The organism is Actinomycetospora sp. NBRC 106375, assembly GCF_030269665.1.
GTDB lineage: Bacteria > Actinomycetota > Actinomycetes > Mycobacteriales > Pseudonocardiaceae > Actinomycetospora.
The window spans coordinates 82,119-106,391 of the sequence record NZ_BSTS01000012.1 but is presented as its reverse complement, the minus strand read 5'-3'; the positions used below and the strand labels follow the sequence as shown (position 1 = coordinate 106,391).

Annotated in this window: 9 protein-coding genes; 7 read left to right on the top strand and 2 right to left on the bottom strand. The window is 76.6% G+C overall.

Annotated features, from left to right (window positions below; genetic code table 11):
* Positions 1-124 precede the first annotated feature (124 nt).
* From QSK03_RS20695 to QSK03_RS20670, 6 genes are all read left to right on the top strand, one after another.
* Positions 125-1,168: a FecCD family ABC transporter permease gene (locus QSK03_RS20695; RefSeq protein ID WP_285656039.1), complete on the top strand. Its 1,044-nt coding sequence runs from the start codon at positions 125-127 to the stop codon at positions 1,166-1,168.
* Positions 1,165-2,292, top strand: coding sequence for a FecCD family ABC transporter permease (locus QSK03_RS20690; protein WP_285656036.1), 1,128 nt, complete (start codon positions 1,165-1,167; stop codon positions 2,290-2,292). The genes QSK03_RS20695 and QSK03_RS20690 overlap by 4 nt, the downstream gene beginning before the upstream one ends.
* Positions 2,289-3,137: an ABC transporter ATP-binding protein gene (locus QSK03_RS20685; protein ID WP_285656033.1), complete on the top strand. Its 849-nt coding sequence runs from the start codon at positions 2,289-2,291 to the stop codon at positions 3,135-3,137. Before QSK03_RS20690 ends, QSK03_RS20685 begins: the two co-directional genes overlap by 4 nt.
* 85 nt (positions 3,138-3,222) lie before the next feature.
* Positions 3,223-4,197: an iron-siderophore ABC transporter substrate-binding protein gene (locus QSK03_RS20680; protein WP_285656030.1), complete on the top strand. Its 975-nt coding sequence runs from the start codon at positions 3,223-3,225 to the stop codon at positions 4,195-4,197.
* Positions 4,198-4,298: 101 nt separating this feature from the next.
* On the top strand, positions 4,299-5,795 hold the full coding sequence (locus tag QSK03_RS20675; protein WP_285656027.1) for a lysine N(6)-hydroxylase/L-ornithine N(5)-oxygenase family protein: 1,497 nt from the start codon (positions 4,299-4,301) through the stop codon (positions 5,793-5,795).
* Positions 5,792-19,333: a non-ribosomal peptide synthetase gene (locus tag QSK03_RS20670; RefSeq protein WP_285656024.1), complete on the top strand. Its 13,542-nt coding sequence runs from the start codon at positions 5,792-5,794 to the stop codon at positions 19,331-19,333. The genes QSK03_RS20675 and QSK03_RS20670 overlap by 4 nt, the downstream gene beginning before the upstream one ends.
* Here QSK03_RS20670 and QSK03_RS20665 read toward each other — a convergent pair whose 3' ends face one another.
* A complete protein-coding gene (locus tag QSK03_RS20665) occupies positions 19,334-21,091 on the bottom strand; it encodes an ABC transporter ATP-binding protein (protein ID WP_285656021.1) in 1,758 nt (585 codons plus the stop codon). It abuts the gene before it with no gap.
* Entirely contained in the window at positions 21,088-22,782 is a 1,695-nt protein-coding gene (locus QSK03_RS20660) for an ABC transporter transmembrane domain-containing protein (protein ID WP_285656018.1), read from the bottom strand. The genes QSK03_RS20665 and QSK03_RS20660 overlap by 4 nt, the downstream gene beginning before the upstream one ends.
* Before the next feature lie 235 nt (positions 22,783-23,017).
* Here QSK03_RS20660 and QSK03_RS20655 point away from each other — a divergent pair, with 235 nt between their 5' ends.
* Positions 23,018-24,241 carry a chorismate-binding protein gene (locus QSK03_RS20655; protein WP_285656015.1) on the top strand — a complete coding sequence of 408 codons (1,224 nt, stop codon included), beginning with the start codon at positions 23,018-23,020 and terminating at the stop codon, positions 24,239-24,241.
* Positions 24,242-24,273: the final 32 nt, after the last annotated feature.

The following is a 24,273-nucleotide window of genomic DNA, read 5'->3' as shown; positions in this document are numbered from 1 at the left end:
CAGGGGTCGGGCCCGTCGCCTGCCCGGCCCGCTGTGCACGCGCTCACGCTCCGGCACTGCGCCCTCGCCCGGTGTTGCTGTTAGGTTCGCCTAAGCACACCTGCAGCCGACGGAAGGGTGCGCGGTGGGTTCCACGGCCGTCGCCGGGCCTCGCCTGTCCGGGCCGCCGGTGCGTCGGCGGGGTCGCCCGGTGCTGGCCCTCGGTCTCGGGCTCGGTGCCCTCGCCGTCGTCGTGGTGCTCAGCATCGCCGTCGGCTCCGGACCCACGACCCTGGACGAGGTCTGGCGCGCGCTGGTGGCGCCCACCGGCTCGCCGGCCGACATCGTCGTCCGCGACCTGCGCGTGCCGCGCACCCTGCTCGGTGTGATGGTCGGTGCGGCGCTGGGGGTCGCCGGCACGCTCATGCAGGGCCACACGCGCAACCCCCTCGCCGACCCGAGCCTGCTGGGCATCAGCGGCGGCGCCGCGTTCTGCGTCGTGCTCGCGACGACCGTCCTCGGTGTCAGCGACGTCTACGGCTACATCTGGTTCGCCTTCGCCGGGGCGGCGCTGGCCGCGATGATCGTGTTCTCGCTCGGTGCCGCGAGCCGGGGCGGGCCGACGCCGGTGACCCTGGCGCTGGCCGGTCTGGCGGTGTCCGAGCTGCTGCTGGCGATCACGTCGGGCCTCGTCCTCGGGGACGGGCCCTCGCTGGACGCCTACCGGTTCTGGTCCGCGGGCGCGCTCGACGACCGCGGTGCCGACCTGATCCTGCAGGTGCTGCCCTTCGTCCTCGTCGGCCTCGCGCTGGCCGCGGCGAACGCCCGCGCACTCGACGTGCTCGCCCTCGGGGAGGACAGCGCCCGCGGTCTGGGGCAGAACGTGACGCGCGCGCGGGTCGTGGGCCTCCTCGCCGTCACCCTGCTCGCCGGGGCGGCGGTGGCGGTCAGCGGGCCCATCGGGTTCGTCGGCCTCATCGCGCCGCACATCGTGCGGTCGCTGGTCGGGCCCTCCCACGGGCGCCTGCTGCCCCTGGCGGCGCTGGTCGGGGCGGTGCTCGTGGTGGCCGCCGACGTCGTCGGGCGCGTGGTCGTGCGACCGGGCGAGCTCGCCGTCGGCATCGTGCTCGGGATCGTCGGCGCGCCCTTCTTCATCGCCCTCGTGCGGCGGAGGTCGGTGCGGCTGTGACCACGGAGACCGACACCACGGAGACCGGCACCACGGAGACCGGAGCAGGCACCCGGGTCCCCGACGCCGTAGCCGGCCGCCGCCCGCTGCGCGCCGGCCCCGTCTCGGCGGTCTGGCGGCCCCGCGGCGCGGCGGTCGTGCTGGTCGGCGCGGCCGTCCTGGTCCTCGTCGGGGCGGTCAGCATCGGCCGGGGCGACTACCCGATCGCCGTCGGGGACGTCCTGCGCGTGCTGTTCGGGGGCGGCAGCCGGAGCGAGACCTTCGTCGTCACCGAGCTCCGGCTGCCCCGCGTCCTGACCGGGGCCCTCGTCGGCGCGGCGCTCGGGATCGCGGGTGCCATCACCCAGGGCGTGGCGCGCAACCCGCTCACCAGCCCCGACGTCCTCGGCGTCACCGACGGGGCCGGCGTCGCCGCGCTGCTGGTGCTGGTGCTGGCCGGCACCGGCGGGTCGGCGGTGGGCTTGCTGGCGGCCCTGGGGCTCCCGCTCGCGGCCCTCGTCGGCGGGCTGCTCGCCGCGGCGCTCGTCGTCGTGCTCGCGTACCGCCAGGGCCTCGACGCGTTCCGCTTCATCCTCGTGGGCCTCGGCATCAGCGTCGCGCTGGTGTCGGTCACGTCGTGGCTGCTCGTGATCGCCAACGTCCAGCAGGCGGGGCTCGCGCTGGTCTGGCTGCGCGGCTCGCTCAACGCCCGCGGCTGGGAGCACGTGCTCCCCGTGGCCGTCGTGCTCGTCCTGGTCGTGCCGGTCACGATCGCGCTGACCTTCCGCCTCGATGCCCTCGACCTCGGCGACGACACGGCCCGGGGCCTCGGCGTGCGGGTCGACCGGACCCGGATCTCGCTGCTGGGCCTCGCCGTGGTGCTCGCGGCATCGGCCACCGCCGCGGCGGGCCCGATCCGCTTCGTGGCGCTCGTCGTCCCCCAGGTGTCGCTGCGCCTGGCCGGGGGCTCCCGACCACCCCTGATCGCCTCGGCGATCGCGGGCGCGGTGCTGGTCGTCGCCGGGGACCTCCTGGCGCGCACGGTGCTCGGCGGCGAGGTCCCCGTCGGCGTCGTCACCGTCGTGCTGGGCGCCCCCTATCTGCTGTTCCTGCTGGTCCGCCGGACGAGGAAGGACTCCGCGTGAGCGCCCACACCGAGGACGCCGTCGAGCACGAGGCGACCACCGACGCCGGCACCCGCCTGCGCGCCGAAGGCGTGCGCGTGGGGTACGGCGACACGGTCGTCGTCGGCGGCACGGAGGGGCTCGACCTCGACGTCGTCGAGGGCACGGTGACCGCGGTCATCGGCCCGAACGGCTGCGGCAAGTCCACGCTGCTGCGGACCCTCGCCCGGCTGCTGACCCCGCGGCACGGGCACGTCCTGCTCGACGGGCGGCGCCTCGACGCCGTCCCGTCCCGGGAGGTCGCGACGGTCCTGGGCGTCCTTCCCCAGGATCCCACGGCGCCCGAGGGCATCACGGTCGCCGACCTCGTCGCGCGCGGCCGGCACCCGCACCAGCGCTGGTTCCGGCAGTGGTCGGCCGAGGACGAGGAGGCGGTCGCCGAGGCCCTGGAGTGGACCGGCATGGCCGGGTTCGCCGAGCGCACCCTCGACACGCTCTCCGGCGGTCAGCGCCAGCGGGTGTGGATCTCGATGGCCCTCGCCCAGGGCACCGACGTGCTGCTCCTCGACGAGCCCACGACCTTCCTCGACCTCGCCCACCAGGTCGACGTGCTCGAGCTCGTGGCCCGCCTCAACCGCGAGCGCGGCCGGACCGTGGTCATGGTGCTGCACGACCTCAACCTCGCCGCGCGCTACGCCGAGCGGCTGGTGGCCCTGCACCGCGGCGAGATCGCCGTCGAGGGCACGCCGCACGAGGTGCTCACCGAGGACACGGTGCGCGACGTCTTCGGGCTCGAGGCTCGCGTCGTCCCCGATCCCGTCGCCGGGACACCCATGGTCGTTCCGATCGGGCGATACGTCACATAGCGGACGGTTGACGTCTCCTCGGCGTTAGGTAAGCCTCCCCTATCGAGATCACTCTCCGATCGCCGACGATCCACGGAGCGCTTGCATGTCCCTCGTCCCCGCCGGAGCGACCACCCGCCTGCTGGGCGCGCTGGCCGCGGTCCTCGCCCTCGTGCTCGCCGGATGCGGTGGGGGAGGTGACGAGCAGGGCTCCGGCGGGTCGGCTCCCGCACCGGGGTTCCCGGTGACCATCCCGCACGCCTTCGGCCAGACCACCGTCCCGACGAAGCCCACGCGCGTCGTCACCGTCGGGTACAACGACGCCGACTTCGCCCTCGCGCTCGGCACCGTCCCGGTCGGGGTGCGTGACTTCATCGGCGCCTTCGACGAGACGACCCGGCCGTGGGCCCAGCAGGCCCTGAACGGCGCGCGGCCCGAGATGGTCGGCGGCAACGAGATCGACATCGAGAAGGTCGCCTCGCTGCAGCCCGACCTGATCCTCGGCGTGTACTCCTACATGGACCGCGCCACCTACGACCGGCTCTCGCAGATCGCGCCGACGGTCGCCGACCCCGTCGAGAACGTGGCCGCGCCCTGGCAGGAGCAGACCCGGATCACCGCCCGCGCCCTCGGCGTGCCCGAGCGGGGCGAGCAGGTCGTGGGCGACGTCGAGCGCCGTTTCGCCGACGCCCGGACGGCGAACCCCCAGTTCGCCGGCAAGAACATCGCGGTCGCGCTCGTGGCCTCGGGTGAGTACAACCTCCTCGGCCGCGACGACGCGCGCACGCAGGTCTTCACCGGCCTGGGGCTGGGCGTCCAGGAGACCACCGAGACCCTCTCGACCGAGCAGCTCGGCCGCCTCGACCAGCAGGGCGTCGCGGTGCTCGGGGTGCCGCCGCAGGTGGCGCTGTCCAACCCGCTGTTCGCGAACCTCGGCGCCGTGCGGGCCAACCGTGTCGCCTTCCTCGGCGACGAGGCGTCGCCGGTGGCCGGGGCGCTCGGCTTCTCGAGCCCGCTGAGCCTGCCGTACGCGCTCGACCAGATCACGCCGGAGCTCGCCCGGGTCTACGGCACGACGTAGCCCGCGTCCGGCGGCCACACCCCTGCCTCGCGCGGGGGTGTGGCTGGTCGTCGACTACGGATAGCCTCACCTAACATCGCGCGCGGACCTCGAGGAGAGCCATGAGTGCGCAGTCGAGCAGCTCGGACGCCCCGGAGACCCTGGACGTCCTCGGCGTGGGCTTCGGGCCGTCGAACCTCGCGCTGGCGCTCGCCGTCCAGGAGCACAACGAGCAGTCACCCGGGGACCAGCGGATCCGGGCGTCGTTCGTCGAGCAGCAGGCGGCGTTCGGCTGGCACCGCGGCATGCTCATCGAGGGCGCCACGATGCAGGTGTCGTTCCTCAAGGACCTGGTCACGATGCGCGACCCGACGAGCCCGCGGTCGTTCCTCAACTACCTGCAGGGCCAGGGCCGGCTCGCCGACTTCATCAACACCAAGACGATGTTCCCGTCGCGGATCGAGTTCCACGACTACCTCGAGTGGTGCGCCGCGGACGTCCGGCACCTGGTCTCGTACGGCACGCGCGCCGTCGGGGTGCACCCGGTCGCCGGGCGGGCGGACGGCCGCATCGAGGAGCTCGAGGTCGTGCTGCGCGACGTGGCGACCGAGCGGTCGCGGGTGGTGCGCACGCGCAACCTGGTGCTGGCCACCGGGCTGGTGCCGTCGGTGCCGCCCGGCGTCGCACGCTCGCCGAGGATCTGGCACAACAGCGAGTTCCTGCACCGCCTCGCCGCGGTGGACGACGACCCGGATTCTGCGCCGCGGCGCTTCGTCGTGGTGGGCGCAGGCCAGAGCGCGGCCGAGACCACCGAGCACCTGCACAGCCGCTACCCCGACGCCGAGGTGCACTCGGTGTTCTCGCGGTACGGCTACAGCCCCGCCGACGACACGTCGTTCGCGAACCGCATCTTCGACCCCGACGCCGTCGACCACTTCTACTCGGCGCCGGGCGACGTCAAGCAGATGCTCATGGACTACCACGCGAACACGAACTACTCCGTGGTCGACCCGGAGCTGATCCAGGAGCTCTACACGCGGGCGTACCAGGAGAAGGTCCACGGGCGTCAGCGCCTCCACGTCCACGGCGCCTGCCGGGTCGCGGGCGTCCGGGAGCCCGCCGGGGACGCCGCGGACGACGGGGCCGGCGGGGCCGACGGCGCCGACATCGAGGTCGACATCGAGTTCCTGCCCACCGGCGAACGGGAGACGGTCGGGACCGACGTCGTCGTCTACGCCACCGGCTACCGGCCGATCGACCCGACCACCCTGCTCGGTGACCTCGGGATGTGGTGCCGGCGCGCGGAGAACGGCGAGCTGCTCGTCGAGCGCGACTACCGCCTCACGACCGAGGAGCCGCTCGACGCCGGGATCTACGTGCAGGGGCCCACCGAGCACACGCACGGCATCAGCTCGACGCTGCTCTCGACGACCGCGGTGCGCGTCGGCGAGATCGTCGCGTCGCTGCGCGGACGCCGACCGGCCACCGCCGCGGCTCGGGCGTCACCGGCGCCGCGCCCGCGGCCCGAGGACGACGGCGACGAGCCCGTCGACGGCGGCCCGCTCTCGCCCGACGCCCGCGTCGTGGACCACGCCGGCAACCGGCCGGTGGGTTCGTGAGCACGCTCGACGCCGCCCGGCCCGCGGCGGTCGGGGTGGGCCGGACCTGGCCCGACCGGTTCGCCGAGCAGGTCGCGGCCCGGGGCGACGCCGTCGCGGTGGAGCTGGGCGACGAGTCGCTGACCTACGGCGCCCTGGCCGACCGGGCCGGGCGCCTGGCCGCGGCCCTGCAGGCGCACGGTGCGGCGCCCGAGCGGTTGGTCGGGCTCGCGCTGCCCCGCTCGGTCGACCAGGTGGTCGCCCAGGTCGCGGTGCTGTGCGCGGGGGCGGCCTACCTGCCGGTCGACCCCGACCAGCCCGAGGAGCGCATCCGGTTCGTCCTCGACGACGCCGCGCCCGCGGTCCTGCTGACGACGCCGGAGCTGCGCGACGCGCTCCCGCCGGAGTGGCGTACGCGGGCCGTGCTCCTGTCCGACCTCGATGTCACCGGGACCCCACCCGCGCCGCTCGACCCGGGGGTGTCCGTCGACGGGCTCGCCTACGTCGTCTACACCTCGGGATCCACCGGCCGCCCGAAGGGTGTGCTGGTCACGCACGCGGGTGTCGACAAGCTCGTGGCGACCCAGACCGAGCGGCTCGGCGTCGGCCCCGAGGACCGCGTGCTCGCCTTCGCGTCGCCGAGCTTCGACGTCGCGTTCTGGGAGCTGTGCCAGTCGCTGCTCTCGGGCGCTCGCCTGGTGGTCGTGCCCAGCGAGCTGCGGGCACCGGTCCCGGAGCTCGCGGCGTACCTGTACGCCCACGACGTCTCCGTCATGATCCTCCCGCCGGTGCTGCTGGCGGCCATGCCCGAGGACGTCACGCTGCCCCCCGGCGTGCTGCTCGCGGGCACCGAGCGCGTCGCCCCGGAGCTCGTGGCGCGCTGGGGTCGCGACCACCGGATGTTCAACGCGTACGGGCCCACCGAGGCCACCGTGAACTCCACGCTCGGCGAGAGCCACCCCGACACCCTCGACGGGACGTCGGTCCCCATCGGCGTGCCCGACCCCCTGACCACCGCCCGCGTCCTCGACGCCGCGCTCGTGCCGGTCGCCGACGGGGAGCCGGGCGAGCTCTACCTCGGCGGCCCCGGCCTCGCGCGCGGCTACCTCGGGCGGCCGGGCCTGTCGGCGGAGCGCTTCGTCGCCGACTCGTTCGGCAGGCCGGGCGACCGGCTCTACCGCACCGGCGACCTCGTCGTCCGCCACGGTGAGGTCCTCGACTTCCTCGGCCGCACCGACGACCAGGTGCAGATCCGCGGCTTCCGCGTCGAGCCGGGCGAGGTCGAGTCGGAGATGCGGTCGCACCCGGGGGTGGCGCAGGCCGCGGCCGTGGTGCGCGAGGACCTGCCCGCCGGGCGCGGCCTCGTGGGCTACGTGGTGCCGGCGCTGGGAGAGGCCGGCGAGGGCCGCGTCGACGAGTGGAAGGAGCTCCACGAGGTCCTCTACACGGCGGCCGACGAGGACGCGGCGCTCTTCGACGACGGCTTCGCCGGCTGGAACTCGACCTACGACGGCACCGACATCCCGCGCGAGCACATGCGCGCGTGGCGCGACGCCGTCGTCGACCGCATCCGCGCGCTGCCCGCGGGGCGGCGCGTCCTGGAGATCGGCGTCGGCAGCGGGCTGCTGCTCACCGAGGTCGCGCCGGAGGTCGAGCGCTACGTCGGCATCGACCTCTCCGCCGAGGGCGTCGCGTCCCTGCGACGACGGGTCGACGCCGACGACGAGCTGCGCGGGCGCGTGGTCCTCGAGACCCGCCCGGCGCACGAGGTCCGCGGGGTCGACGGCGGGCCGTTCGACGCCGTCGTGATCAACTCGGTGGCCCAGTACTTCCCCGGCGCCGACTACCTGGCGGCGGTCCTGCGCGACGCCGCGGGGCTGCTGGCGCCGGGGGGCTCGATCCTCGTCGGCGACGTCCGGCACGCGGGTCTGCTGCGCGCCCTGCGCGCCGGCGTCGAGACGGCCCGGGACCCCGGAGGCGACCCGGCGGCGCTGCGCCGGGCCGTCGACGCGTCGGTGGCGTGGGAGCCCGAGCTGCTCGTGCACCCCGACTTCTTCCGCGACGTCGCCGACGAGCTGGGCCTCGCCGCCGACGTCGAGCTCGAGCGCACCCCGCACCACGACGAGCTCTCCCGCTACCGCTACCACGCCGTCCTCCGTCCGGCCCATGTGAGCGAAATTCCCGGCTATGGCCGGGAACTTCGCTCACATACCTGGACCGGGTCGGTGGAGGAGGTGCGGGCGGCGCTGGCGGCGTCTCCCGGGCTGCGGCTGCTCGGCGTGCCGAACGCGCGGCTGACCCCGGACCTCGAGGCGCTCGCGCGGGTCGACGGCAGCGCGCTCCCGGACGCGCCGGCCGCGGACCCCGAGGACCTGATCGCGCTCGCACCCGGCCGCGCGCGGGTGACCTGGGACCCCGAGGACCCGACCCGGTTCGAGGTCCTCTACGGCGACGCCGGGCCGGCCTTCCGCGGCGGCGGGCCCACCGGCACCACGACCCCGGCACCGTTCCGCGACGTCGGCGCCCTGACCGCCGGGGTGCGCGAGCACCTGCGCGACCGGCTGCCCGAGCACCTGGTGCCGGCGGCGGTCGTCGCGGTCCCCGCGCTGCCGACCCTGCCCAGCGGCAAGCTCGACCGCGCCGCGCTCCCCGCGGCCGACCTCGCCGCCGAGCTCGACGGCACCGCGCCGCGCACGCCGCGCGAGGAGCTGCTCGCGGCGGTGTTCGCCGAGCTGCTCGGCGTGCCGGGCATCGGCGTGCACGACGACTTCTTCGCCGTCGGCGGCGACTCGATCCTGTCGGTCTCGCTCGTCGCGCGGGCTCGCTCCGCCGGGCTGGAGATCACGCCGCGGCAGATCTTCACGAGCCGGACCGTGGCGGGACTCGCCCAGGTGGCGGTCGCCCACGAGGACACCGCGGACGCTGACGGCGTCGCCGTGGAGCTGGACGACACGGCGCAGGCGGTGCTCGGCGACGCGGCCCCGATCACCGAGGTCTGGCCCGTCTCCGCGCTGCAGGAGGGCTTCTTCGTCCACGCGGCGCTCTCCGACGTCTACACCGTCCAGGAGGTCGTGCGGCTGCGCGGTCCGGTCGACGCCGGTGCCTGGCGTGCGGCGGCGCAGCGGCTCCTCGCACGCCACCCGCAGCTGCGCGCGGGCTTCGCGCAACGTGCCGACGGCCGCGTCGTCCAGGCGATCGCGGAGTCCGTCGACCTGCCCTGGCGCGCGGTCGACCTCCGCGACCTCGACACCGCCGCCGCCGAGCGCGCCCTCGACGACGTCGTCGTCGCCGAGCGCGCCGAGCGCTTCGACCTGGCCCGCCCGCCCCTGATCCGCGCGGCCCTCGTGCACACGGGCGAGGAGGCGGCCGCCCTCGTGCTGACCTTCGAGCACATCGTGCTCGACGGCTGGTCGGTCGCCGTGGTGGTGCGGGAGCTGCTCGCGGACACGGGGGACGACAGTGCCCCCGACACCGACCTCCCGACCCACCGCGCCCGCTGGGCCCGGCCGCCCGACCAGGCCGCCGACCTCGCCGCGTGGCGCGACGCGCTCGCCGACCTCGACGGCCCCACGCGGCTGCTCGAGGCGCTCGCCCCGGACGCCGGTGTCGGCGCACCCGAGCCCGAGCGCGCCCCCCGCCACCACCAGCGCCGGCTCGGGATCGACGAGCAGACCACCGGCCGGCTCGTCGCCGCGGCCCGGCGCCGCGGCCTGACCCTCGGCACGGTGCTGCACGGCGCCTGGGCGCTGGTGGTGGGGCGTCTCACCGGCTCCCGTGACGTCGTCGTCGGCAGCACGGTCTCCGGCCGCGACGGCGTGCTGCCCGGCGTCGAGGACGCGGTCGGCCTGTTCATCAACACGGTCCCGGTCCGGCTGCGGTGGGCGCCGGGGGAGCCCGTCGCCGACGTCCTCGACGCCCTACAGGCCCACCGCACCGCGCTGCTCGACCACGACGGCGTCGCGCTCGCGGCGCTGCAGCGCGAGCTCGGGCACGGGGAGCTGTTCGACTCGCTGGTGGTCGTCGAGAACTACCCGCGACCGGACGGGGTGGAGGCCGTCGACGTCGTCGACGCCGTGCACTACCCGGTCGCGCTCATCGCCGCCGTGGGCCCGCGCCTCGAGCTGACGGTCAAGCACGACCCGACGCGCGTCGACGCCGCGGCCGCCGAGCTCGTCGTCGCCCAGCTGCGCCGCACCCTCGACCGCCTCGCGGCCGACCTCGACGCGCCGGTCGCCGCGATCCCGCTGCGCGACACCCCGCCGCGCCACCCCGACACCGCGCGCACCGTCGCGCCCGCGACGCTCACGTCCTGGATCGCCGAGCAGGCCGCCGCGACGCCCGACGCCCCCGCGGTGATCGCCGAGAACGGCACGCTGACCCACGCGGAGCTGGCCGGACGCGCCGCCGGGCTGGCCCGGCACCTGGCGGGGGAGGGTTCCGTCGTCGGCGTCGCCGTGCCGCGCTCGGCCGACCTCGTCGTCGCCCTCGCCGGCGTGCTGCACGCGGGGAAGGCGTACGTCCCGCTCGACCTCGACCTGCCGCGCGATCGCCTCGCCGCGGTGATCGCCGACGCGGGTGTCGAGGTCGTCGTGACCACCGGGGCGACCGCGCTCCCCGACGGCCCGCGGCGCGTCCACGTCGAGGACACCGGCACGGCCGACACCGCCCCGGTCTCCGCAGACCCCGACGACGCCGCCTACGTGATCTTCACGTCGGGCTCGACCGGGCGCCCCAAGGGCGTCGTCGTCAGCCACCGCGCGATCGTCAACCGGCTCGCCTGGACCCAGGACACCTACGGGCTCGCCCCGGACGACCGCGTGCTGCAGAAGACGCCGGTCGGGTTCGACGTCAGCGTCTGGGAGTTCTTCTGGCCGCTCGTCACCGGGGCGGCGATCGTCGTCGCGCGCCCGGGCGGGCACCGCGACCCGGCGTACCTGGCCGGTCTCGTCGCCGACGCCGGCGTGACGACGATGCACTTCGTCCCGTCGATGCTCGAGGCCTTCCTCGCGTCCGACGAGGTCACCGAGGACCCGTCCTGGGCGGGGTCGCTGCGCCGCGTGCTGGCGAGCGGCGAGGCGCTGCCCGCGGGCGCCGCCGCGCGCTGGCGGGCGCTCACCGGAGTGCCGCTGCACAACCTCTACGGCCCGACCGAGGCCGCCGTCGACGTCACGTACCACCGGGTCAGCGACGTCGACACGGCCCACGTGCCGATCGGTGCGCCGGTCTGGAACACCACGCTGCACGTCCTCGACCCCTGCCTCGTGCCGGTGCCCGACGGGGTGCCCGGCGAGCTCTACCTCGCCGGCGTCCAGCTCGCCCGCGGCTACACCGGCCGGCCCGGCCTCACCGCCGAGCGCTTCGTCGCGGACCCGTTCGCGCCCGGCCGGCGGCTCTACCGCACCGGCGACCTCGTGCTCCGGCGCCCGGACGGCGAGCTCGAGTACCTGGGGCGCACCGACGAGCAGGTGAAGATCCGCGGTCAGCGCATCGAGCCGGGCGAGGTCGAGGCCGCGCTCGCCGCGCAGCCCGGCGTCGCCCGGGCCGCGGTGACCGTGCGCCGCGACGGCCCGTCGCCGGCGCTCGTGGGGTACGTCGTGGGAGACGCCCACGGTCTCCGGGAGGCCCTGGCCCGGGAGCTGCCCGAGGCCATGGTCCCGGTGGCGGTCGTGGCGCTCGACGCGCTGCCCCTGACCGCCAGCGGCAAGCTCGACCGTCGGGCGCTCCCGGCCCCCGAGCTCGGGACGGGGCCCGCCCGCGAGCCCGCGACCGAGGCCGAGCGCGTGCTCTGCGCGATCTTCGCCGAGGTCCTGGGCCGCGAGACCTGCGGTCCCGACGACGACTGGTTCGCCCTCGGCGGCGACTCGATCTCCGCGATCGGCGTCGCGAGCCGGGCGCGCCGCGCGGGCCTGGCCGTCGGGCCCGCCGAGGTGTTCGCGGGCCGCAGCCCGGCCGGGGTCGCGGCGCGGGTGCCGGACACGGCCGCCGACGCCGCCCGGGTCGAGGACCTGGCCGCCCCGGTCGCGCCGGAGCAGGTCCGGGCAGACGTCGACGTCGCCGAGGTCTGGCCCCTCTCCCCGCTGCAGGAGGGCCTGTTCTTCCACGCGGGACTGGACGGCAGCGCCGACGTCTACCGGGTCCAGGAGACCGTCGACCTCGACCACCGGCTCGACGCCGACCGCCTGCGCGACGCGGTGGCGACGCTGCTCGCCCGTCACGACGCGCTGCGCGCCGGCTTCACCAGCGAGGGCCTCGACGAACCGGTGCAGTTCGTCGCCGCGTCCCTCGAGCCGCCCGTGCGCGTGGTCGACGCGCCGTCCGACGACGCCGTCGCCGCGGCCACCGCCGAGGACAGGGCCGCCGGCTTCGACCTGGCCGCGCCGCCGCTGTTCAGGGTCGTGCTCGTGCGCGGTCCCGCGAGCGACCGCGTCCTGATCTCCCGGCACCTGCTGCTGTGGGACGGCTGGTCGGCGTGGACGGTGCTCGCGCAGCTGCTCGGCGCCTACGCGGGCGACGAGCTGGAGCCCGCCGGCTCGTACCGCGACCACCTCGCCTGGCTCGCCGCCCAGGACACCGACGCGGCCATGGACGCCTGGCGGACCGCGCTCGCGGGTCTGGAGGAGCCCACGCTCGTCGGCCCGGACACGCCCGAGCCCCTGCGCGAGCGGGACGTCGAGCTCGACGCCGACGTCACCGCCCGCCTGCGCGCCCTGACGCGCGAGCGGGGGATCACCGCGCACACCGTCCTCTCGACCGTGTGGGGCCTCGCGCTCGCCGCGGCGACCGGACGCACGGACGTCGTCCTCGGCACCACCGTCGCGGGCCGCCCCGACGCCGTGCCGCACGTGGAGACGACGGTCGGCCTCTTCCTCACGACCGTGCCCACCCGCCTCGTGCTCGACGCCGGCGAGTCCGCGGGCGCACTGCTCGCGCGGGTGCAGGACGAGCGGCTGGGGCTGCTCGCGCACGAGTGGGTCGGGCTGGGCGCGATCCAGCGCGCCGCGGGCCGGCGGACCCTGTTCGACACGCTGTTCGTCTACCGCCCCGAGGGCGGCGAGGAGCGCATCGCCGACCTCTCGGACCGTCACGGCGTCACGGCCCTGCAGGGCGACGACGCCACGCACTACCCGCTGACCTTCATCGTCACCCCGGGCGAGCGGATGCGGCTCACGCTGGCCCACACGCTCTCCGACGACGACGCGCGGGCGTGGCTCGACCGCTTCACCACCCTGCTCGACCAGGTCCTCGCCGACCCCGAGGCGGCGGTGCCCGCGCTGGACCCGCTGCTGCCGGCCGAGCGCGAGGCGGTGACGGGCGGCCGCGACGGGGCACCGGTGGATCTGGGGAACGTCACCGTCGCCGACATGCTCGCCGAGCGGGCCGCGCTCGTGCCCGACGACCTCGCGCTGGTCTCCGGGGACTCCGGTGAAGAGGCGCTGACCTACCGCGAGCTCGACGCGGCCATCGACCGCACGGCGCGCCTGCTGCGGTCGCGCGGCGCGGGCCCCGAGACCGTGGTCGCGCTCGCCGTGCCGCGTTCCGCCGAGACCGTCGTCGCGCTCTTCGCGGTGCTGCGGACGGGCGCGGCGTACCTGCCCCTCGAGCTCGACCACCCGGCCGAGCGGCTCCGGGAGACGATCGCGGACGCGGAGCCGGTCGCGCTGGTGACGGTCGCGCGGGTGGCCGACAGGTTCAGCGGGGTGCCCGCGATCGTGCTCGACGACCCGGACGTCGCCGCCGAGCGCGACGCGCTCCCGGCCGGGCCGTTGTCCGACGCCGAGCTGGGCGACTTCGCGCGCGACCGCGCCGACCGCCTCGACCGGCCCGCCTACCTGATCTACACGTCCGGCTCGACGGGCAGGCCCAAGGGCGTCGTCACCCCCTACCGCGGGCTGACGAACATGCAGATCAACCACCGCACGGAGATCTTCGACCCGGTGGTGGCGGCGGCCGGCGGGCGGCGCCTGCGGATCGCGCACACCGTCTCGTTCGCCTTCGACATGTCGTGGGAGGAGCTCCTCTGGCTCGTCGAGGGCCACGAGGTGCACGTCCTCGACGAGGAGCTGCGCCGCGACGCCACCCGGCTCGTGGCGCACGCCGACGAGCACGCGGTCGACGTCGTCAACGTGACCCCGACGTACGCCGACGCCCTCATCGAGGAGGGCCTGCTCGGCGGGACACGGAGCGATCAGGGGAGCACGCCGATAGGGGAGCTGGACCCGTCGAGACGGCGCGGCATGCCGCTGGTCCTGCTCGGCGGCGAGGCGGTGTCCGACACGGTCTGGTCCACGCTGCGGGACACCGGCGGCACCCTGGGCTACAACCTCTACGGCCCGACCGAGTACACGATCAACACGCTCGGCGGCGGCACCGAGGACAGCGCGACCCCGACCGTCGGACGCCCGATCACCAACACGCGCGCCCACGTGCTCGACCCGTGGCTGCGCCCGGTCCCCGACGGCGTCCCGGGCGAGCTCTACATCGCCGGGACCGGTCTCGCCCGCGGCTACTGGCGGCGCCCGGGTCTGACCGCCGAGCGGTTCGTCGCCGACCCCACCGACCCGGCCGGCGGCCGGATGTACCGCACGGGCGACCTCGTCCGGCGCCGCCCGGGAACGGGCGGCGTGCTGGACTTCCTGGGCCGTACCGACGACCAGGTCAAGATCCGCGGGCACCGCGTCGAGCCGGGCGAGGTCGCCGCGGTGCTGACCGCGCACGACGCCGTCGCGCGCGCGGCCGTCGTCGCCGACAGGTCCGGGCCGGGCGGGTCGGCGCGGTTGATCGGCTACGTGGTCCCGGCGGCGGGAGACGCAGCGCAGCGGAGCTCGACCATCGATACAGCGCTCGACCTGGCCGCCGTCCGCGACGACCTGCGCGGCCGCTTGCCCGACCACCTCGTCCCGGCCGCGCTCGTCGAGGTCGACACCCTGCCGCTGACCGTCAACGGCAAGCTCGACGTCGGTGCGCTGCCGACGCCGGACCTCGCGCCGGCCGGCGGCGGGCGCCCACCCGCGACGCCGCAGGAGGAGACCCTCTGCGGGATCTTCGCGGCGGTGCTCGACGTCCCGCGCGTCGGCCCCGAGGACGACTTCTTCGACCTCGGCGGGCACTCGCTGATCGCCACGCGCCTGCTCTCGCGGGTGCGCACCGCGCTCGGCGCCGACGTGGCCCTGCGGGACCTGTTCGACGCGCCGACCCCGGCGGCGCTGGCCGGGCGGGTCGGCGCCCGCGAGCCGGTCGCGGCGCGTCCCGAGCTCGCGCCCCGCGAGCGGCCCGCTGCCCTGCCCCTCTCGGCCGCCCAGCAGCGGCTGTGGATGCTCGCGCAGCTCGACGAGACGGGCGGCTCCGCCAACAGCGCCTACCACTACCCGATCGTGCTGCGGGTGCGCCCGGACGGCGAGGAGCTGGACCTCGACGCCCTCGCCGCCGCCCTCGACGACGTCGTGGCCCGGCACGAGCCGCTGCGCACGCTGATCGACGGCGTCACCCAGCGGGTGCTGTCCGACGTGCGGATTCCTCTGACGCGGGCATCCGCGTCCTCGGAGGACGAGGCCGCGGAGATCGTCGCGGCCGAGGTCGCGCGCCCGTTCGACCTCGCCCGCCGACCCCCGCTGCGGGCGACGGTGATCGCGCTGCCCGGCGCTGATCCCGGGGGTGGCGAGCACCTCATCGTGCTCGTCCTGCACCACATCGCGACCGACGAGTGGTCCGACGGGCCGCTGTTCGCCGACCTCGCCGCGGCCTACGCGGCCCGGCGCGACGGGCACGCGCCCGCCGTCACCCCGCTGCCGGTGACCTACGGGGACTACGCGCTGTGGCAGGCCGAGCTGCTCGGCTCCTCCGACGGGGGGTCGCCCGAGGCCGACCGCCAGCGGGCGTTCTGGGCCGACGCGCTCGCCGGCGCCCCGGAGGAGCTGGCGCTGCCGACCGACCGGCCGCGCCCGGCGACGCCGAGCTTCACCGGCGGCACGGTCGCGCTGCCGCTCGACGACGCCGTGGCCGAAGGCCTGCGCGAGCTCGCCCGCGAGCGCGGTGCCAGCACGTTCATGGTGCTGCAGGCCGCCGTCGCGGTGCTGCTCGCGCGCCTCGCCGCCGGGGACGACGTCCCGCTCGGCGCCCCGGTCGCGGGCCGCACCGACCCACGCCTCGACGACCTCGTCGGCTTCTTCGTCAACACGGTCGTGCTGCGCACCGACCTGTCGGGCGCCCCGTCGTTCGGCGAGCTCGTCGACCGTGTCCGGGCCGCCGACCTCGCCGCGTTCGCGCACGCCGACCTGCCGTTCGAGACCGTCGTGGAGCACCTCGACCCGCCGCGCGTGCTCGCCCGCACCCCGTTGTTCCAGGTCATGGTGGGCCACCACGCGCGGTCGGGATCGCCGCTCTCGCTGCCCGGGCTCGAGATCAGCGAGGACGACGTCGCCGGCACCACGGCGAAGTTCGACCTCGTGTTCTCGTTCGTGGAGGACACCGCGGCCGGCGGCGCGATCACCCTGCACCTCGAGTACGCCGCGGACCTGTTCGACCGCGGCTCGGCCGAGCGGATGGCAGAGCGGTTCGCGCGGGTGGCGGGGTCGGTGGTCACGGCGCCCGACGCCCCGGTCGCCGACGTCGACGTCCTCGCCGACGACGAGCGCGAGCGGCTCGCCCGGATCGAGGGCCGTCCCGACGCACGCGCCGTGCCCGAGGAGACCCTGGTCGCGTCGTTCGAGCGTCACGTCGACACCACGCCCGACGCGGTGGCCGTGGCGGACGTCGACCGCGCGGTCTCGTACGCCGAGCTCGACGGGCTGGCCGAGGGCGTCGCCGACCTCCTCGACGGCGTGGGGCCCGAGGACGTCGTCGCGGTCGCGGTGCCCCGGTCGGTGCCGATGGTCGCCGCGGTGCTCGGGGTGCTCAAGCGGGGGGCCGCGTGGCTCCCCATCGACCTCGCGCACCCCCCGGAGCGCCTGGCGCACATGCTGGCGGACTCCGGGGCGGTGCGGGTCGTCGTCACCCCGGCCACGGCCGAGCGGGCGCCGTCCGGGGTGACCCGCCTGGTGCTCGACGGTGTCGTGCCGGCCCCGCGGCGGGACCGCGCCCGCCCGGCGAGCCTCGACGCCGCCGCCTACGTCCTCTACACCTCGGGCTCCACGGGCCGGCCCAAGGGCGTGGTCGTGCCGCACGAGGGCATCGGGAGCCTCGCCGCGACATCGGTCGACCGCATGGGGGTCACCGCCGAGTCGCGCATCCTGCAGTTCGCGTCGGTCGGGTTCGACGTCGCCGCGTTCGAGCTGACGATGGCGCTGACCCTCGGCGGGCGCCTGGAGATCCTGCCCGACGACGCCCGGGTCGCCGGTCCGCCGCTGACCGACTTCCTCCGCGACCGGAGGGTCACCCACGCGATCCTGCCGCCGTCGCTGGTCGCCGCCCTGCCCGACGACTGCGTGATCCCCGGCGGCACGACGGTGCTCGTGGGCACGGAGACCGTGCCGCCGGACCTCGTCGCGCGGTGGGCCGAGCGGCTGCGGATGCTCGTCGCCTACGGGCTCACCGAGGCGACGGTGAACTCGACGCTCTGGCGCACGCGCACCGACTGGTCCGGACCCCTGCCGATCGGCGAGCCCGACCCCAACACGGTCGTCCGCGTGCTCGGGCCGCGGCTCGACCCGGTGGCGCCCGGGGTCATCGGCGACCTCTGGGTCGGCGGGCGGGGGCTCGCGCGCGGCTATGTCGGCCGCCCCGACCTCACCGCCGAGCGGTTCGTCGCCGACCCGTACGGCGCGCCCGGCGCAAGGCTCTACCGGACCGGGGACCGCGCGCGCTGGCGTCGCGACCCCGCGGCGAGCGCGGGCTGGGTGCTCGACTTCCTCGGCCGCGACGACGACCAGGTCAAGATCCGGGGTGTGCGGATCGAGCCCGGCGAGGTCGCCGCGGCGCTCGCCGAGCACCCCGGGGTGGCGCAGGCCGTGGCGGTGGCCGACAGGGACGGGGACCTGGCCCGCCTGGTCGGCTACGTGAGCCCGGCGTCCGGTCCCGTCGACGTGGACGAGGTGCGCGCGGCGGCCGCGGCCCGGCTGCCCGAGCACATGGTCCCGGCGCTGGTCGTCGCCCTCGACGGGCCGATGCCGCTGACGCCGAACGGCAAGGTGGACCGCCGGGCGCTGCCGGCGCCGGACTGGTCGGCGCTCGTGACCTCGGCGGCGCCGACGACCCCGGAGGAGGAACGCCTCGCCGCGATCGTGGCCGACGTGCTGCGGCTCGACCGGGTCGGCGTCGGCGACGACTTCTTCGCGCTCGGCGGACACTCGATGGCCGCGATGCGCCTGGTGTCGGGGGTGCGCGAGGCCCTCGGCGTCGAGCTGGTGGTGCGTGACGTGTTCGAGGCGCCGACCGTCGCCGCGCTGGCCGTGCGGGTGGCCGACGCGCCGCGCGCCCGGCCCCGTCCGACACCGGGCGGGCCACCGGGGGCGGAGGAGCCGCTCGCGCCGGGGCAGCGCCGCCTCGTCGCCGACGGCACGAGCCGGCGGCCCGATCACGCGCTGCTCCTGGACGGGCCGTTCGACCGGGACGCGCTCGCCGCGGCGGTCGACGACGTCGTCGCGCGCCACGAGCCGCTGCGCACGACCGTCGGGGAGGTCCGCCGTGTCGCGACCCGCGGGCCCGGGCTGACCGAGCGCCGCGGCGTGCTCGAGGACCTCGCCCGCGAGCCGTTCGACCTCGCCGCCGAGCCGGCCTTCCGCGCGCACCTGGTCGACGGGCGGCTGCTGCTCGTGCTCGGCTACACGGCGGTCGACGAGTGGTCGGTCGTGCCGCTGCTGCGCGACCTCGCCACGGCCTACGCCGCCCGTCGCGGCGGCGGGGAGCCGGCGTGGGCGCCGCTGCCGATCTCCTACACCGACTACGCGCGCTGGGCGACGGCGCTGCCGGTCCGGTCGGCGTCGGAGCGCGCCGACCTGGAGGAGCTGCCGACGTCGTTGTTCGCGTCCGGCTCCGGCGGCGAGGCGTCGGTGATCGCCGTCGAGCTGGACGCGGGGCGCCGGCTCGCGCTCGACCGGCTGGCGCGCCGCACCCGCACGAGCCTGCTCATGGTGCTGCAGGCGGCGCTCGCGTCCGCGCTGACCGCCGAGGGCGCGGGCGAGGACCTGCCGCTGGTGACCATGGACGCGGGCCGGGTGGACGCCGCCCTCGACGACCTCGTCGGGTCGGTCGCCGACCTCATCGTCGTGCGCACCGACACCTCCGGCGACCCGTCGGTCGAGGAGCTGCTCGACCGCGTGCGCCGCGCCGACCTCGCCGCGTTCGCCCACGACACCGCGTTCGCCGACGTCGCCGCGCACACCGGGCTCGCCCGCCCGCCGGTGGCGCTCGTGCACCACGAGGACGTGGGGATGGCCGGCGAGCAGTCGGTGCTCGGCGCCCTCGACGCGGTGCCGACCGGGGCGTCGCCCGCCGACCTCACCCTGGCGTTCTGGGAGACGGCGCCGGGGCGGCCGATGGCGATCGAGCTGATCCACGACCCGGCGGTGGTGGACGACGCCACGGCCCGCCGGATCCTCGACCGCGTGCTGACGTTCGGGGTCTGATCACCGACCGCTGGCGACGCGGCCGACCCCGGCGGCCCAGAGCTCGGCGTAGCGCCCGCCCGCGGCGAGCAGCTCGTCGTGGGTGCCGTGCTCGACGACCACGCCGGCGTCCAGGACCGCCACCCGGTCGGCGGCGGCCGCCTGCGACAGGCGGTGCGCGACGACGAGCGCGGTGCGCCCGCGCAGCGAGTGGTCCGCGGCGGCCTCGAGGATGCGCGCGCCGGCGCTGCCGGCCTCGGCGGTCGCCTCGTCGAGCACCGCGACGGCCGGGTCGGCGAGCACGAGGCGCGCGAGGGCGAGCTGCTGGGCCTGCGCCGCGGTGAGCGTGTGGCCGCCGGTGCCCACGACCGTCCGCAGCCCCTCGGGGAGCCCGGCCACCCAGCCACGGGCGTCGACGACGTCGAGCGCGGCCCACAGGTCCTCGTCGGTCGCGCCGGGCGCGGCCAGGCGCAGGTCCTCGGCGACCGTGCCGGCGAAGACGTGGACCTCCTGGCTGACCATGGCGACGTCCCCGACCTCCACGCGACCGGCGCTCGCCCGGTGCACCCCGGCGACGATCGTCGCGAGCGTGGTCTTCCCGGCCCCGCTCGCCCCGACCAGCGCCAGGCGTTCCCCGGGCGCCAGGTCGAGATCGACACCGGAGAGGACCTCGTGGCCGGTGGTGTAGGCGTGGGAGACACCCCGGACGCGGACACCCCCGTCGGGCGACGCCGACCGGTCGTGGCCGTCGGCGTCGTCGGTGTCCTCGGTGTCCTCGTCCCGGTCCACCACGCCGACGACCCGAGCGAGGCTCGCGCCCGCCGACTGGAGGGTGTCGAGCAGGAAGAGCACCTCGTTGATCGGGGTGAAGAGGTTGATGAAGTACAGCGCCGCGGCGCTGGCCGTGCCGACGGTCGCGGTCCCGGCGCCGACGAGCGCGAACCCGGTCGCGAGCACGGCCGCGACGCCGAGGAACTCGGCGAGGTTGAGCCGGCCGAAGAAGCCGGTCTGCAGCCGGACGACCCGCAGCGCGAGGTCGACGACGTCCGCCGCGCGGGAGCGGACCCGGTCGCCGTGGTCGTCGTGGAGGTCCAGGGCGCGGACGGTCGCGATGCCGCCGGCGGTGTCGAGGAGCTGCTGCTGCTGCGCCCCGCCGACCTCGCGCTGCTCGCGGTAGAGCGGGCTGGACCGGCGCACGTACCACCGGGCGGTGAGGACCTGCACCGGGACCGCCACGAGCGCGGCGACGAAGAAGCGCCAGTCCAGGAGCGCGAGCCCGCCGAGGCTCAGGACGATCACGAGGGCCCCGCGCGCCATGTCGGGCACGGCCTGCCGCACCGCGTCGCCGACGAGGGCGAGGTCGCTGGTCACCCGCGAGGTGAGGTCGCCGGCACCGGCCTGCTCGAGACGGGCGAGCGGCAGACCCAGTGCCCGGGCGACGAACCGCTCGCGCAGCGCGGCGAGAACCTGCTCCCCGACCCGGGCGATGGCGGCCATGCCGACCACGGCCAGCAGTCCCTGCGCCAGCGCCGCGCCGACGAGGCCCAGCACCGGGTCGGTCACCGCGTCCGCGCCCTGCCGCCCCACCACCACGTCGACGATCCGTCCGAGCAGCGGGGGGACGAGGGTGCCCGCCGCGGCGCTGCCCACGAGGGCGAGGAGCCCGAGGGCGAGCACCCCTCGCCGGCCACGGAGCGGGCGCCCGATCGCCGCCCGCACGGCCCGCGTGTCGGCGACGGGGAGGATGGTCCGTCCCGAGGTCCCGGCGTCCGCGCTCACCCCAGCACCGCCGACCGGTAGACGGGATGGGACGCGACCAGCTCGGCGTGGGTGCCGGTCGCGGCGACGCGCCCGTCGACCACCAGGACGACCCGGTGCGTGACGGCGAGCAGCGCCGGGCTCGTCGCGAGCACGAGGGTGGTGCGGTCCGTCCGCAGGCCGGCGACGCCCTCCGCGATGCGGATCTCGGTGACGCCGTCGATGGCGGTCGTCGGGTCGTGCAGCACGAGCACCGGGGCGTCGGCGGCGAGCGCCCGCGCCAGGGCGACCCGCTGCCGCTGGCCGCCGGACAGGGAGCGGCCCTGCTCACGCAGCAGCGTCTCCGCGCCGTCGGGGAGCACGTCCGCGACCTGGTCGGCCTGCGCGGCGGCCATCGCCGACGCGACCGGCGCGGGGTCGCGGGCGGCCGCGGCGACGTTCTCGCGCAGCGTCCCGGAGAACAGCTCGGCCCCGTGCGACGCGACGAGCACCCCGCTGCGCGCGGTCCGCGGCGGGTGGGCGGCCAGCGCCCGGCCCTCGACCGTGACGGTGCCGCGCGCCGGATCGACCTCGCGCGCCAGGCAGGCGACGAGCGCCGCGGCGTCCGCGGGATCCGCCGCCACGACGCCGACCGTCTCCCCGGCCCCGACCTCGAGATCGACGCCGCGGAGGGACCCGTGGTGCAGGTCGTGCAGGGCGAGCGCCGGTCGGTGGGGGACCGGGGGCGCCGCCGGATCGCCGCCGGCGACGGCGGGGCCGGCGGCCAGGAGCCCGGCGATGCGGGCGGCGGAGGCCCGGCCCTGGGCGATCCGTCCGTTGACCCACCCCAGCATCTGCAGGGGCGTGATGAGGAACTGCGCCAGGCCGACCGCGGCGACGAGGCCGCCGATGCTGATCTGACCGTCCGCGGCGAGGCGGCCGCCGACGAGGGCGACGAGCGCGAGGAAGAGCCCGTTCGCGGCGAGCACCGCGCCCTGGTAGCCGGCCTGGACGCGGGTGGCGCCGAGGGTGGCGCCCAGCGCCTCCTGGCTCGCCCGCTCGTAGCGGGCCACGGCGGCTGGGACGGCGCCGAGACCCTTGAGCACCCGCACCCCGTCCACGAGGTCGGCGGCGACACCGGAGGCACGGGCGGCCCGCTCCTGCTCGGGCCCGCTGCGGCGCTGCAGGGGGACGCCCAGGAAGTGCACGACCAGCAGCAGCGGCGGGGTGCCGAGCAGGATCAGCAGGCCCAGCGGCACGGAGATCCGCACCAGGGAGACCGCGGCGACGAGCATGGCGGCCAGCGCCGCGAGCCCCAGCGGCACGGCGAAGTTCACGACCCCCACGCGCTTGGCGTCGGCGACCGCGAGGTTCGCGAGCTCGCCGGGCAGGCGGCCGGTCTCGGCGCCCCCGCGCGGATCGAGCAGCCGGTCGGCCACGAGCAGCCGCAGCCGCTGGTCGGCGCGGACGTCGCCGAGCCAGGCCCGCCGGGCGCCCCAGCGGTAGCAGAACGACAGCACGAGGAAGTCGAGACCGAGCACGGCGAGCCAGCGCAGGAGGGCGCCGGTGTCGCCGCTCGCGACGGCCCGGTCGACGACGGTGCCGACCAGCACCGGGACCAGCGCCTCGCCCGCCTGGTGGCCCATGAACAGGAGCGCGGCGGCGGAGACGGGTCCCCGCTGGTCGAGGATCGCGCCGCGCAGCACGCGCGGCCCGGTGATCGGTGCCGTCACGGGGTCAGAGCGTCTCGGACCGACACGGAGGGAAGGCTCACCTCACTCGACGCGGCGGTCAACCACCCTGGGGAGTGCGCCACATTTCGTACCGGACAGGTACCGATGGCCGCACCGAGAGTGGTCAGGGCGACCGACTTGTGACGGATGTCGACCTTGACAGTCGCGCTCTGTGCCGACTTTGCTGAGCCTACCTTAAGTCAACGTCGGCTCCGGGCCGTCGAGGAGGACGCTCGTGACCACGACGCCCACGGGTGCACCCACGGACAGCACTGTCGGCACGGACCGTACGGAGAGCTCGCCGGAGTGCCTCGCGTCGCCCCCCGGCCCGGCGCCCGCCCCCGGGGTCGCGCGCTCCGTGCTCGTCCTCCCGTCCGGCGAGCTGCACGCCACCGGCGTCCGCACGACGGTCGAGCCGGACCCCGCGACCGGGCGGGCCGGGGCCGCGGCCGTGGTGGCCCGACTGCACGCGGAGGGCGTGGCGGACCCGCTCGTGACGGGGGTCCTGGGCGCCGACGACGGACGGCCCGGGCGGCTCGTCGTCCCCGTCGCCTGGGAGCGCCGCGCGCGGCGGGCCCCGGCGCCGCCGCCGCCCGCGCGGGACGCGCGGGCCGCCGGGTGGGACGTCCGCCCGGAGCCCGCACCCCCGCGGTACGCGGCCGCCGTGCACCGCGCCCTCGAGCTGATCGCCGACGGCGAGGTCGGGAGCGTCGTGCTCGCCCGCGCGCTCGCGCTCGTCGCGCCCCGCCCGGTGGACCCGGACGAACTGCTGTCCGCGCTCGTCGATCCCGACGACGACGCCTCGGCCGTCCGCGTCGACCTCGACGACCGCGGCGGCTCCTCGCTGGTCGGGCTCGGCGACGAGCTCCTGGTCGCCCGGCACGGTGACCGCGTCGTGAGCGCCCCCCTCGCCGGGACCGCGTGGCGCAGCGCCGACCCGGACGAGGACGTCCGGCGCGGCCGCGAGCTCGCGGCGCAGGCCGACCTCACGACCCACGCCGTGGCCGTCGCCCGGGCGGCCGAGCGACTGGCCCCCTGGTGCGACCACCTCGACGTGCCCACGGCGCCCGCGCTCGTGCCCACGGCCCGGCGGTGGCGCCTGGTGAGCCGCGTCGAGGGCCGCCTCCGGGTGCCCCGCCCGACGGCGCTCGAGCTGGCCGAGGTCCTGCGCCCGGGCGCGGGGACCTGGGGCGACCCGCCCGAGGTGGCCCGCGCCGTGGTCGACGACCTCGAGCAGGCCGATCGTGGCCACCTGGGTGCCGCCGCGGGATGGTGCGCCGCCGACGGCGACGGCGAGTGGGTCGTGACCGCCCCCTGCGCCGGGATCCGCGGGCGGCACGTGCGGCTGTCGGCCGGGGCCCTGGTCGCGGCGGGGTGCCGGCCCGAGACCGAGCTCGCCGGTACCGGCGCCACGTTCCGCACCCTCCTGGCGGCGCTCGGCATCGAGTCGACCCCCTGATCCCGCTGCACCCCCGACCGGACGGGAGCCGA